The organism is Caballeronia sp. AZ1_KS37 (genome assembly GCF_023631165.1).
In the GTDB taxonomy this organism is placed as follows: domain Bacteria; phylum Pseudomonadota; class Gammaproteobacteria; order Burkholderiales; family Burkholderiaceae; genus Caballeronia; species Caballeronia zhejiangensis.
The window spans coordinates 53,669-66,674 of sequence record NZ_JALQDP010000041.1 but is presented as its reverse complement, the minus strand read 5'-3'; the positions used below and the strand labels follow the sequence as shown (position 1 = coordinate 66,674).

Here is a 13,006-nt window from a genome sequence, read left to right as displayed (position 1 = left end):
GCAGCTCCTTCAGTTCGCCCACGGCAGCGGGGCATCGTTCAAGCCCCAGTACAGGCTCTTTTGCTGCATGTATTCGCGCAGGCCGAGACGGCCTTTCTCGCGTCCCATGCCGCTGTCTTTCCATCCGCCGAAAGGCGTCGAAATCGAAAACTGCTTGTACGTGTTGATCCAGACCGTGCCCGCGCTCAACGCGCGCGCGAGGTTCCATGCGCGCTTGTAGTCGCGCGTCCAGATGCCGGCGGCGAGACCGAACACGCTGTCGTTCGCTTGTTGCAACAACGCGGCTTCGTCGTCGAAGGGCAGGGCGGCAAGCACCGGGCCGAAGATTTCTTCCTGACACATGCGCGCATCGTTCGCGAGACCTTCGATGATCGTCGGCAGATAGAAGAAGCCTTTCTCGCGGCCATCGCCCGTCGGACGTTCGCCGCCGCACAACAGCGTGCCGCCTTCTTCGAGACCGAGCGCGACATAGCGTTCGATGCTCTCGCGATGCTGCGATGTGATGAGCGGACCCATCTGCGTGATTTCGCGCGTGGGATCGCCGACGCGCAGCCCGCGTGCGCGATCGACGAGACGCGACATGAACTCGCCGTACACCTTGCGTTCGACGAAGAGCCGCGATCCCGCGATGCACGATTCGCCCGATGAACTGAAGATGCCGTACAGCACGCCGTTCACTGCGTGATCGAGATCGGCATCGGCATAGACGATGGTCGGCGACTTGCCGCCCAGTTCGAGCGATACCGGCATCAGCTTTTCCGCGGCAAGACGCGCAATACCGCGACCGACTTCGGTGCCGCCCGTGAACGCGACCTTCTTGACGAGCGGATGACGCACGAGCGCATCGCCGATGACCGAGCCCTTGCCGGGCAACACGCTCACGACCCCTTTCGGCACGCCCGCTTCCTCGCAGATGCGCGCGAGCGCAAGCGATGCCAGCGGCGTCACTTCAGCGGGCTTCAGCACGACCGCGTTGCCGGCCGCGAGCGCAGGCGCGAGCTTTTGCGCATCGGATGCGATCGGCGAATTCCACGGCGTGATTGCCGCGATGACGCCGAGCGGTTCGTGCACGCTCATCGTCAGATAATCGCCGCGCGAAGGCGTGAGTTCTTCTTCGAGCGTTTCGAGGCACGCTGCGAAGTAGCGGAACGTGTTGGCCGCGCTCGTGACCAGGGCGCGCGTTTCGCTGATCGGCTTGCCGTTGTCGCGGCGCTGCAATTGCGCGAGCGCTTCATGACGCGCTTCGATCAGATTCGCGATGCGATGCAGAACCGCAGCACGCTGATGCGGCTTCAGTCCGGCCCAATCGGCCTGCCTGTAAGCGCGATCCGCGATCTCGACGGCTTCGCGCGCGTCGTCGGCATCGGCGGTGCTGATCTCCGCGTTGACGGATTGATCGGCGGGATAGATGCTCGCGTACTGATTGCCGCGCCCTTTGCGCCACTCGCCGCCGATATAGATATCGCCGGACGCTACGAGCGAAGTGTCGGGATGATTCATCTTTCTGAAGCTCCTTAGATGACGCAACGCGCGGCGCGATTGCGCAACGCACGGATCGCGCTGAATGCAGTCAACGCCGATGTCTTCGGATTCGACGGCAACGGCTTGCCGCACATTTCCAGCGACATCTCGCCGAACGCGCCGCGTGCGACGATGCGATGCACGTTGCGCTCGACAGCCGGATCGGCGATGAGACGCACGCGTGTGCCATCGAGCCCGAGTCCCGCCAACGCAATGGTCGCCGCGACGTTCGCGTTCTTCGGATAGAGACGCGCCGCATCGCGTGCAGTGCCTTCGAAGATGACCTTCTCTTCAGTCAGCGACTTCAGATCGCAGAGCGTTTCAGCAGGCGTGCCGAGCCAGCCGAGCGGCGGCTTGCGGCCGGTGTACTGCACGTCGTCCAGGCCGCCTTCCTTCGCGGCGGCGAGCGCATCGACGCCGCCGATCGCACCCGAGAGCAGCGTGATCGTGGCCGCGCCTTCATTGGCGGCATTGGCGAGGGCATCGAGCAAGCCGGCTTCCGACAGCGCGCCGATCGATGCGACCGCGCAATCCGTGCCCGACTTCAGCAACGGCACGACATGATCGACGAGCGCCGCATGTCCCGCGCATTCGAGCGCGAATTCCGGATGACTGGCGAGCGCATCGACGTGCGACACGACATCGACGTTATCGCCGAGCACGGCGCGCACGTTGTCGCGATCGCGTTCCGGCACGATCACATGCGAGATGCGAACGAGCGGATCGTTGTCGAGCGCGCGATACACCGCCGAACCGATCGCGCCGAAGCCGATCATCGCGATGTCGATCGCTTGCCGTGCATGGAGGGGATCACGCATATTCCGGCTCCTTCGGCTCTTCCTTCTTGACGGGCGGCCCGGCGAACGCGGTCGCGAACGAGCCGACCGACAGCATGTCCACTTCGACCAGCACCGGGCCATCGATCGCGAGCCCTTCGCGCACGATGTCATCGGCCTGATCGAGCGACGTGATGCGGCGATGCGCAAGGCCGAGACTCGCGCAGAACTGCGCGAAATCCGGCTGATGCAGATCGACGAACATGCGGCGTCCGCCGTAGTTCGCGTCCTGAATGTTGCGGATCACGCCGTAGCATTGATCGTTCATCAGCACGATCATGACGTTGGCCTTTTCCTGCACGGCGGTTGCGAGCTCGCCGACATTGACCATCAGACCGCCATCGCCGACGAGCGCGACCGTCTTCTTCGCCGCGCCCGAAAGCGCGGCGCCGATCGCCATCTGCATGCCTTGCCCGATGCCGCCGCCGAGCGCATGCACGCCCGCGCGCGGATTGAAAATCTTCAGCAGGCGATTGCCCCACGTGCTGTTGGAGATCGTGACGTCGCGGACCCAGTTGTAATCGCGGCCCACCGCGCGTTGCAGCGAATCGACGAGACGCTTGTACGGTCCAAGTCCCTTCGACACTTCCGCGACGGCCGTTTCGCGCGCTGCCGCGAGATCGCTCGCGAACGCGGCATCGATGCGGATGCGGCCTTCGAGCAGCGTCGCGAGTTCATCGAGCACGCGCGATGCATCGCCATGCACGAAGAGTTCGTTGCGATAGCCGCGGTTATCGGCGAGCGCATCGGCGTCGATGCGATAAAGCGGCTGCGGCAGCGCGAGCTTGTACTTCAGCGTTTCGTTGCCGCGCAGACGCGAGCCGACGACGACGAGCGCATCGCAGGTCTTGTAGAACGCTTCGACGGACGGATGCACGTTGAATGCGCCGAGCGTCGCCGGATGATCTTCCGGCAGCACGCCGCGACCTTGCACGCTCGTCACCACGCCGAAGCCGAGCTTCACGAGGCGCTCGACCGCGCCGCGTGCATGACGCGTGCCGCCGCCGAGCCATAGCAACGGACGCTTCGCGTTCGTGAGCGCATCGGCGAGCTGCTTCACGCGCAGACTGTCGTGCGTGAGCATGCCGACGTGCGGCGCGGCGAGATCGGCGGGCCATTCGATTTCAGCGGCCTGAATGTCGATGGGAATCTCGACGCTCACCGGGCCCGCAGGCGCAGTGAGCGCGACGCGCACGGCTTCGCGAATCGTCGGCAACGCGGTGTCCACGGTGCGTACGCGAAACGCCGCCTTGGAGATGGATTGCAGCATCGACAACTGATCGGGCGCTTCGTGGATATACGCGAGATCCTGATCGAGATACTCGGTTTCGATCTGCCCGGTGATATGCAGCAACGCCGTGCCCGCGGTCAGCGCTTCGACCATCGCGCCCGCTGCGTTGCCGGCAGCCGTGCCCGTCGACGTGAACGCGACGCCGAGTTCGCCGGATACGCGCGCGAGGCCGTCGGCCATGTTCAGGGCGCCCGCCTCGCCGCGCGCGCCGACATAGCGGATGTTGCCGCGACGCCCGATCGCATCGAGGATCGGCATGTTGTGAATCGAGATCACGCCGAACGCCGTGCGGACGCCGCATTGTTCGAGGAACGCGGCGATCAGTTCGCCGACCGTGGTTTTTTCAGACATGACGAGCAAAGCCTCCGGAAACATCGATATGGCTGCCGGTCGTGTACGACGACAGCGTTGTTGCGAGATAGAAGAGCGCCTGCGCCGCTTCTTCGGGCAAGCCGAAGCGGGCGAGCGGAATGTTTTTCTTGCGCGCGAGCTCGCCGGTCCATTCTTCCCAGCTTTGGCGCGTAGGGTTATCGGCGTTTTCGTTCAAGTAGTTCTGATAGCGACGCTTCCATTGCCCCGATTCGACGATGCCGATGAGAATCGAATTCACGCGGATGCGTTGCGGCGCGAGTTCCGTCGCAAGCGATTTCACGAGACTCAACACGCCCGCGCGCGCCGATGAAGTCGCGACCATATGCGGCTCCGGTTGCAGCGCGAGCAGCGAGTTCACGCAGACGATCGCGGGCGAAGGCGCATCTTTCAGCATCGGCAAGAAGGCGCGCGTCGGACGAATGATGCTGAAGTACTTCAGTTCCAGTTCGTCGCGCCAGGCGTCGTCGGTGGTATCGGCGAATGTGGAGACGCGGCCCTGACCCGCGTTATTCACGAGCATGTCGACGCGGCCGAAGCGTTGCATTACCTGCGATGCGAATGCGTTCACTTGGTCCGCGTCGAGCACGTCGCAACGCGCGGCGAACAGTTGCGCTTGCGGGAATTCATCGGCGAGCGTTGCCTGCGCGCCTTGCAGACGTTCGCTGTCGCGCCCGCAAATGGCCACCGATGCGCCCGCTTGCAAGAACAACTTCGCCGTCGCGAGACCGATGCCCGACGAACCGCCGGTGACGACAGCGACCTGGTCCGAGAGATCGATTCGAATCATTGCAACCCCAGAGATTTCATGTAGCGGTTCGACGCGGAAGCACGCGCGCCCGGGCGATAGTTGAGACGCATCGAGAGCGCATCGGCGGCTTCGCGAACCTTGTCGACGAGACCGCTGTCGAGCAACGCTGCGTCGATCTCGGGACGCGGAATCGTCGTCGTGATGACGGCGACGATGCGTCCCGTGTCGTTGCGAACGGGCGCGGTGACGACCGATATGCCGCGCTCGAACGACGACTGGCTTGTCGCGTAGCCGCGTTCGGCGTCTTCCTTCACGCGCTCGAAGAGCTCTTCGACCGTATCGGGCGTGGACGTCGTGAAGCGTTCGAGATGCGCTTCCGGATAGAGCGCGCGCAGTTCATCGAGCGAAAGATCGCCCATCAGAACGTGGCCGTGCGTCGTCGCATGGGCGGGAAGGCGCGTGCCGACGTTCACCTTCACCGAACTGAAGATAGGCGCGTGACTCTGCGCTTTCGCGACGAACACGACATCGCGCCCATCGCGAATGAGGATGTGGCTCGTGAGACCGGTCGCGTCGCGCAATGCTTCGATGATCGGCAGGCCGAGATCGGTGAGTTCGAGCGAGCTCAGATATTCGAAGCCGAGACGCAGCACGGCGACGCCCAGCCGATAGTTGCGGTCCTTGTCCGCGCGCTCCAGAAAGCCGAGCGATTCGAGCGTCTGCAACAGGCGGAAAACCGTCGTGCGCGGAATGCCGAGGCGTCGCGACAATTCGGGCGCGCCAAGCACCGGTTCACGCGGCGAGAACTCGGTGAGGATCTTCAATCCGCGTTCGAGTCCCGGCACGATGTAAGTCGGTTCGCCCTTGTCGGCTTCTTCCGTGGCGAGGGATGTCATTGCGGTACTCCGTCTTTCGTGTGGCATTCGATGCTTTCGCAAAACGCATCGATCAATGCGGTGTATGCAGCGGGTGATTCGACGTAGCCTGCATGGCCCGCACGCGGCATCACTTGCAGATTGACCCGCGCGGCCTGCGCGATGCGCTCGCATGCGTCGGGCGGCGTGATCGCATCGTCCGCGCCGACGGCGACCGCGATGCGTCCGTGAAAGCGCGCGATATCCGCTGCGAGATCGGCGTTGGCAAGCAGATGCGTCGCTTGCGCATAGCCTGCGGGGACGATGCGCGCCATGTTCCAGCGGACCCATTCGCGCGCTTCATCGTCGGCGTAGTGCGAAAGCATGTTGGCGCTGCGCTCGCGTGCGAGTCCTTGCGGGCCGAGTTCGTTCAGCATCTTCAAACGTGCATCGCGTTTCGATTCGCGCACTTCCTTCGATGCAGCGCCATAACCCGCAGCCGGCGATATCAGCAGCAGGCCCGCGACGCGCTGTGGCGTATGCACGGCGAATGATCCCGCGATGATCGCGCCGAGCGAATGGCCGACGATCACGCATCGATCGATATCGAGCGCATCGAGCCACGCGCGCAACGCTTGCCCGTAATCGAGCGCAAGCGGCGAATCGTTACGTATGCAACTAGATTCGCCATACCCCGGCGCGTCCCATGCGATGACACGCCGCTTCGCACCGAGCGCGTCGAGCTGCCGGACCCACGACGCCGCGCCCGACCCGATCCCATGCAGCAGCACGACGGGCAGCGCGCGCCGATGCATCGCACCTGCCTCGCGATAACCCGTGATGCCGTGCGCGGTTTCGATATGCGTGTCGGGAAAGCACGCGAGCGTCTGGATGTTCATGCGAGCCTCAGCGCTTCAACTTCGCCAGCGGCGAATCCGGCGGATACGTCGGCGTGATGGGTTTCGGCGCGCCGAGCATCACGCACATCAGCGCGTCTTCCTCGCCGATGTTGATCTCGGTGCGATACACGCCCGGCGGCACGGAAATGAGATCGCGCTCGCCGAGCACGGCTTCCCACGTTTGTCCGTCCTTCTCGCAGACGACTTTCATCTTTCCGCGCAGCACGAAGAAAATCTCTTCTACGTCGATATGAATATGACTCGGCCCGATGTTGCCGGCGGGAATGACCATCGTCGAAAACGTGAAGCTGCCTGCGGGAATCGTGTTCATGTCCTTCGATACACCCGTGCCGCCCGTGCCGACATAACGCATCTGCGCGCGGCGATACTTCGGGTCGTAGTCGGCCTGGAACTTGAGCGCGTCCCAGTCGTAACGGCGCGTTTCGAGGCGCGCGACGCGCGTGTCCATCCATTGTGCGAAGCTCGCTTCGGCGGGCTGATCCCACGACTTGCGTTCGATGTCTGCATCGGCCATTGCTTTCTCCAGGTTCCAATCAAATAGAGCGAATCAATTCATCACGAAGCCGCCGTTCACCGGCAGCAACTGGCCCGTTACGAAGCGCGCCGCATCCGAGAGCAGGAACAGCACGGGGCCGTTCACGTCGTCGGGGACTTGCGCGCGCGTCAATGCGCGGCCTTTGAGGTAATACTCGTGACGCTCGGCGGGCACATATGCGGTGGCTTCCACTTCGGTGAGGCCGGGCGCGATCGCGTTGACGGTCACGTTGTCCGCGCCGAACTCGCGGGCGAGCGAGCGCGTCATCGCGATCACCGCGCCCTTGCTCGCGACGTATGCGAGCAGCTTCGGCGCGCCCCACAGCGCCGTATCGGATGCGATGTTCACGATCGCGCCGCGTCCCGAATCCTTCAGATGCGGCAGGCACGCGACGCTCATCAGCCAAGTGCCGCGCACGTTCACGTTCATCACCGCATCCCATGTTTGCGGTGTGAGCTCGCTGGCGGACTTGCCGCCCGAGTTGGTGATCGCGGCGTTGTTGATGAGCGCATCGAGACCGCCCAACGCATTCGTGCCTTGTTCGACGAATTCGGCGATGCTTCGCGGTTCGTTCAGATCGAGCGGGAAGAAGTGCACGTCACGCAGTTCGCGCGCAAGTGCTTCGCCTTCTTCGCTAAGCACATCGCCGAACGCGACGTGCGCGCCTTGCCCGACGAGCGCGCGCACGAAGGCCGCGCCGAGTCCGCGAGCGCCGCCGGTCACGATCACGCGACGGCCGTCGAGCGCTTTCGACGCATCACGCATGAGCGTGCTCCGTGTTCTTCGGCAATGCTTCGAGCGCGGCGAGATGTTGCTGCGCGCGCTGCTTCAACATGCGACGCACGCGCGTCATGCCGACATCGTGCTGATAGAGGAATTCGTGATCGCGTGCGTTGGGCGCCAGGCTTTCGAGCACATAGCGGTCTTGTTCGAGCACGGCCCAGTGCAGTCCTTCGAGACGATTGCGATACAGGAAGCGCCACGCATCGCGCTGCCATCCGGAGACCTTGCGCGTGCGCCAGAAGTAGACCTGGCAGTTGTCGTTGTCGACGGGCGTAGCAAAGCCGATGATCCCGAAGTTGCCGCCGGGCCCGAACTTCTTCTTGTACGGAATCGCGAGGCGCATCCACAGGCAGCCGGTTTCGCCGAGCTCCACCCAGTCGAAGTTCACGTCGCGCTGATTGACCTTCTCGAACATCAAGCCAGTTTCGGTCTTGCGCACGCGCATGTCGGCCTGCTTGTCGCCCTCGGCCATCGAATGCGATGTCGCGTGGAGATACGCGCCGTGCATCGGGTCCATCACGTTGTCGATCGCGTACTGGTAATTGCACTTCCAGTGCGACATGCACAGGAAGCTCGCGTATTCCTCGCCGACGAGTTCTTCGGGCAGCACGAGCGGCGCGGGTTCCTTGTTGGCGTCGTCGCCGAACCAGAGGAAGATCGCGCCCGCGCGTTCTTCGACGGGGTACGACTTCACGCACTTCTGGCCTTCGAGCGGGCACGCGGACACGGCGGGCACTTTCTGCACAGTGCCGCTGCCATCGACTTCGATGCCGTGATACCAGCACGCGACGCTGCCGCCGAGATTCCAGCCGAGCGACAGACGCGCACCGCGATGCGGACAGCGATCTTCGAGCGCATGCACTTTGCCTTCGTTGTCGCGCCAGAGCACGATCTGATCGCCGAGTCGCGTCAAGCCGATGGGCGCATTCGCCACTTGCCAGCTCGGCGCCACGGGATACCAGTAATTGCGCAAGCCGCGATCGAGATAGGCCTGAACGGGATCGGCGGCGGTTGTTTGCTGAGGGCAGGTCATGGGAAGAAGCTCCTTCTTTATTCGGCGAGCGTGCGCAGTTCGGCGGCGAGGCGGTCGGCGGTCCATGCGGTGCCTTCCGGCGTGCGGAAACCGTCCTTGTTCAAGCCCGCGACCACCTGTTCCAGTTCCAGCGCGCCCGCTTCGAAGGCGCGTTCGAGCGCATCGCCGAAGTCGTTTTCGTATTGCGTCGGCTCGGCCTTGCGCGTCTGCCAGATGAAGTTTTCAGTCTCGCCCGGCTTTTCGATCACGCCCTTGCCGGCGACGTTGTTCGGCTGCGGCGCGAGCCACGGCTTGAGATGCGGGTTGAAGTTCACGACTTTTTCCATGTCACGCCACCTTGATCTGAATTTCCTCGCCGGCGAGGCGCACCGAATACGTCTTCAGGTCGCGGCCGCCGGGCTCTTTCAGGCATTTGCCCGTGGGGATGTGAAACACCGCTTCGTGCAGCGGACATTCGACGGTGTCGCCATCGACGAAGCCTTGCGTCAGCAACGCATATGCGTGCGGGCAGACGTTCTCGAGCGCATATAGCGCGTCGCCCACTTTGTAGATTCCGATTTCCGCGCCGTCATCGAGCTTGAATTCGATTGGTGCGTCTTCCGACAGATCGCCGGCATGCCCGGCGCAGCGCCATTGTTCAGACATCTTTCACCCTTTCCTCTGGTTCGTCTGCGTTCCACTAAAGGAACAACAGTTCGTGTATGGTGATTATAGGAGTCGACTGGCTCGGAAAAAATATAAAAGTAGATATCTAGGTGAAAACACTTAAGTCGACGCGGTTCAAAGCTCGCGGATGAAGTAAGAACGCCCGTTTGTCATTGATCCGTAAGCTCTTTTGCCCGGCAGACGCGCCGTGTCCGGGTCGTCTCAGGGTCTACCCGGCTTCATCACAAATTTATTTTTTTGGCGCGGAAAAGCTCACTATACTTTCCATAGGCAGGACGGTGATCCATATATGGAACGCAAACGAGTGGCGGGACGTCTTGCTGGGAAGGGCAACAACTGCGATCAGCAGGAACAGGAAAGCGGGCGAGGCCCGCGTTCGAACCACACGATCAGGAGAACGAAGGGTGAAGCACATCATCGCAGCGGGGCTCATCGGGGCCGGGGTCGCGACCGGCGCGGCCGCGCAAAGCACGGTCACGCTCTATGGCAGTCTCGATGCCGGCATCGCGTATATCAACAACGTCGGCGGCCATCCGAAGTGGATGGAGGAGCAGGGCAACATGCAGCCGGATCGCTGGGGCTTTCGCGTGGTCGAGGATTTGGGGGGCGGGCTCAAGACCGTCGCGCAACTCGAGAACGGCTTCTACACGAACACGGGCAACTTCGCGAAGGCGGGCACGCTTTGGAATAGGCAGGCGTATCTCGGGCTCGAGCAAGAAAACGTCGGCACGCTGACGCTCGGTCATCAGACGCCGTTCAGCTTCGACATGCTCGGACCGCTATCGACCGCGTATCTCGCGGCGAGCTGGTACGCGTTCCATCCAGGCAACATCGATCAATTGGCGGATACGGGCGTGGTGCCCTACGACAACTCGGTGAAATTCCGCTCGGCGAACTTCTATGGCTTCTCTGCGGGCGCGATGATGGGCCTCGGCAACACGACGAACTTCTCGACGGGCCGCAACTACGGCTTCGGCATTACGTATGCGAACGGTCCGTTCAAGGCGGCGGCCACGTATTCGAACGAGCACAATCGCACGCCCGCGATCGCGACGACCGGTCTGACGACGTTTCAGGGTCAGCCGGCGGCGACTTACATGGCGGACAAGCAGGAGGAGATGGGCGCAGGTGCGTCGTATGAGATCGGCAAGTTCGTCGTGCATGCGCTTTATACGCGCGTGAAGCTGCAATCGAACGGGCAGTCCGATACGTTTCAGTCATACGATGCGGGGTTGACCTTTAAACCGGTCGCGTGGAACTGGATCGCGGGCGGCGCGGCGACGACGACGTTCGCGGGCGGACGATGGACGCAGTTCGAAATCGGCGATATCTATATGTTGTCGAAGTCGACGCAGCTTTATGTCAATGCGCTTTATGAGCATGCTACTGGGGGGGTGAAGGCGGCTTTCTTTACCGCTGGGGTGTCGAGTACGGCGAATCAAGTCATCGTGCTGGCGGGGATTCATCACTCGTTTTGATTTTTTGGTTTTGGTTTTGGTTTTCGCCGGATCCCGTATTCGCGTCGGTCTATTGGCACTGCCCCTGTGCGGGGCGGCGCCTACTTTCTTTGCAAAATTAACCATTACCACGGAAATGGTACGGTCCGTCAGATTCTGGATTGGGCGGCGATGCGCGGCTCGCGCAGCGGCCCGAACCCGGCACGCTTCGACGGGCACATCGAGCATCTCCTCGCGAACCGATGAAGGCGAAGCCGACCCGTTCAACCTTGCTTTCCATCGCAGAGTGCGAAGTTGCGGGTTGTGTCGCGTGTGCGCCAGCGGCAGCATGCACCGTTCAAGCGATCGTTGTTGACGGTAACGCCATTCTGAACGTCAACAGCTCGGGCGCGAGCGACGAGCGCGCGGTCACGGTTGGCGCTTCCTCGACGAGCGCAACTGTGACCATCAGCAAGCTATCGATTATGGGGAACGTGCGGACCTACCCAGGCGACACGCAATATCCGATTGGGCTTATCAATCTTCAAGCGGGGGCCGTGGCACTCGCTGATGTCACGGGCAACGATTTCAGTGTGCCCGCTATGCCGTTTGGAATTGCGCTATCGACAGTACGACAGCGGTAGCGCCATTTCAGTCCTTCGACAGCGGGAACCTGCTGCCCGGGCAGCGCGTATTGCGAGGCACGGCTCCGCCGACCTCCGGAACGTGGGTCATCGGTGACAGCATGACCAATAGCAACCCGGCCGGAACAGCCGTCGCCGGGTGGACCTGCACCGCAGCAGGCACGCCGGGAACGTGGAAGGCTTTCGGAGCGCTCTCGTAAAGCGTCGCTCCGCTATGTCCATCCGCTACGCCGCAGCGCTGCTACCCCACGTATAGGACTGTCCGTAGGTGGTTTTATCGTCGCGCGCGAGATTGACTTGCGCTTCGATCGGCTCCCATGAACGCAGGGGGTTGTAGTCGCGAACGCGGATCGACTGCGCGACGGTCACACTCTGCTGCTGCAACGACAAGACCGCTTCGTGGCCCGTTTCCAGCCCTGAAGTCTCGCGATAGAGCACGTTTGCCGTTCCAGTCGCGCGGCGTGCCGTCGCCGGGTAACGGCTCGATGCTGAACGTCGCGTTGTGCCCGAGATAGTCGGCGCGCGCCAGTTCCACATTGGCGGTCAGTTCAAGCGTGATGTGATACGGACTGCCTAGCCGTTCGATCGCCTTGACGGAGATGATCGAGAGGCCATCGCTCGGCGGTGCGCCTCGCACCTTGAGATAGTAGTTCTGCCTGCCCGTGATCCAGCGCGCGAGGGCGGTGGATCGCTTTGTTTGTGCTTCCATTCAGATTCCCTGCATCGAGATGCTGTCAGGCCATGGCCTGATAAACATTCCTATCTAATCGGGCGCATACGGATTCAGCGCACGACCGGCGAAACGTAGGCGGGAATTATTTCGAGAGGAAGCAAAAAAAACCCTTAGGCCAAAGACACTGCCAAGAAGCAGCAATACAAGGTCGGATTTCTCTTAAAATGATTTCGCGCAGGTGCGACGCATAATTACATCGCTGGCGCGTGGTAGCGCCAGCCAGGACTCGGCGGTTTTGAAGACACTCTGCACCCGTGAGCCCGCGCAATGCGGGCTGACGTTCGTCGCGCTCTTTCGACATGGAGCGCAGCTAGACCACGTGCGCCATCTGATCAACGGCGCTCGATGCTTTGTCGGGCCTAAGAGCGGGACGTGGCAGAGAACCCGCGAGGGTTGCTGGCAATGGTGTAGCGTCCCGGTCTTCCAACCCTGTCATTGTTCCCACCCCCCCCCAACTGAGAGACAGGGGGCGGCTCCGGGTTTGTCCAAAACAGGAGCTAGACCGGTGCTACATCAAAAACAATCGGCAGTCTCACACGCATCCTCACGGCGACAACCTTCCTCAGCGTACTCCGAGCCTTCCACGCTCGATCCACGTATCGCTGCCATGCGACTGCTATTTCGCACGCTTCAA

At 62.3% G+C, this 13,006-nt stretch carries 13 protein-coding genes; 1 reads left to right on the top strand and 12 read right to left on the bottom strand.

Annotation, left to right across the window (positions count from 1 at the left end; translation table 11 throughout):
- Positions 1-9: 9 nt before the first annotated feature.
- The 11 genes from NCS00_RS28405 to NCS00_RS28355 are packed head-to-tail and all read right to left on the bottom strand — an operon-like array spanning position 10 to position 9,538.
- Entirely contained in the window at positions 10-1,500 is a 1,491-nt protein-coding gene (locus tag NCS00_RS28405; protein ID WP_008346009.1) for an aldehyde dehydrogenase, read from the bottom strand.
- Positions 1,501-1,514: 14 nt separating this feature from the next.
- Positions 1,515-2,339: an aspartate dehydrogenase gene (locus NCS00_RS28400; RefSeq protein WP_008346008.1), complete on the bottom strand. Its 825-nt coding sequence runs from the start codon at positions 2,337-2,339 to the stop codon at positions 1,515-1,517.
- Positions 2,332-3,999 carry a thiamine pyrophosphate-binding protein gene (locus NCS00_RS28395; RefSeq protein WP_008346007.1) on the bottom strand — a complete coding sequence of 556 codons (1,668 nt, stop codon included), beginning with the start codon at positions 3,997-3,999 and terminating at the stop codon, positions 2,332-2,334. Before NCS00_RS28395 ends, NCS00_RS28400 begins: the two co-directional genes overlap by 8 nt.
- Entirely contained in the window at positions 3,992-4,807 is an 816-nt protein-coding gene (locus NCS00_RS28390) for an SDR family oxidoreductase (protein ID WP_175980341.1), read from the bottom strand. The genes NCS00_RS28395 and NCS00_RS28390 overlap by 8 nt, the downstream gene beginning before the upstream one ends.
- On the bottom strand, positions 4,804-5,664 hold the full coding sequence (locus NCS00_RS28385; RefSeq protein ID WP_250441591.1) for an IclR family transcriptional regulator: 861 nt from the start codon (positions 5,662-5,664) through the stop codon (positions 4,804-4,806). The genes NCS00_RS28390 and NCS00_RS28385 overlap by 4 nt, the downstream gene beginning before the upstream one ends.
- Positions 5,661-6,521 carry an alpha/beta fold hydrolase gene (locus NCS00_RS28380; protein WP_034470071.1) on the bottom strand — a complete coding sequence of 287 codons (861 nt, stop codon included), beginning with the start codon at positions 6,519-6,521 and terminating at the stop codon, positions 5,661-5,663. The genes NCS00_RS28385 and NCS00_RS28380 overlap by 4 nt, the downstream gene beginning before the upstream one ends.
- A 7-nt stretch (positions 6,522-6,528) precedes the next feature.
- A complete protein-coding gene (locus NCS00_RS28375; RefSeq protein WP_008345999.1) occupies positions 6,529-7,056 on the bottom strand; it encodes a cupin domain-containing protein in 528 nt (175 codons plus the stop codon).
- A 33-nt stretch (positions 7,057-7,089) separates the two neighbouring features.
- The gene (locus tag NCS00_RS28370) at positions 7,090-7,842 is read right to left on the bottom strand and encodes an SDR family oxidoreductase (RefSeq protein WP_008345996.1); all 753 of its coding nucleotides are present in this window, start codon (positions 7,840-7,842) and stop codon (positions 7,090-7,092) included.
- A complete protein-coding gene (locus NCS00_RS28365) occupies positions 7,835-8,893 on the bottom strand; it encodes an aromatic ring-hydroxylating dioxygenase subunit alpha (protein WP_250441590.1) in 1,059 nt (352 codons plus the stop codon). Before NCS00_RS28365 ends, NCS00_RS28370 begins: the two co-directional genes overlap by 8 nt.
- 17 nt (positions 8,894-8,910) lie before the next feature.
- Complete coding sequence (locus tag NCS00_RS28360) at positions 8,911-9,219, bottom strand: recombinase-like helix-turn-helix domain-containing protein (RefSeq protein ID WP_250441589.1); 309 nt, start codon at positions 9,217-9,219, stop codon at positions 8,911-8,913.
- A 1-nt stretch (position 9,220) separates the two neighbouring features.
- On the bottom strand, positions 9,221-9,538 hold the full coding sequence (locus NCS00_RS28355; RefSeq protein ID WP_008345991.1) for a non-heme iron oxygenase ferredoxin subunit: 318 nt from the start codon (positions 9,536-9,538) through the stop codon (positions 9,221-9,223).
- Positions 9,539-9,963: 425 nt separating this feature from the next.
- Here NCS00_RS28355 and NCS00_RS28350 point away from each other — a divergent pair, with 425 nt between their 5' ends.
- Positions 9,964-11,037: a porin gene (locus NCS00_RS28350; protein ID WP_008345987.1), complete on the top strand. Its 1,074-nt coding sequence runs from the start codon at positions 9,964-9,966 to the stop codon at positions 11,035-11,037.
- Positions 11,038-11,913: 876 nt separating this feature from the next.
- On the opposite strand, the gene NCS00_RS28345 is transcribed toward NCS00_RS28350, so the two are convergent.
- A complete protein-coding gene (locus tag NCS00_RS28345) occupies positions 11,914-12,348 on the bottom strand; it encodes a hypothetical protein (protein WP_250441588.1) in 435 nt (144 codons plus the stop codon).
- Positions 12,349-13,006 lie beyond the last annotated feature (658 nt).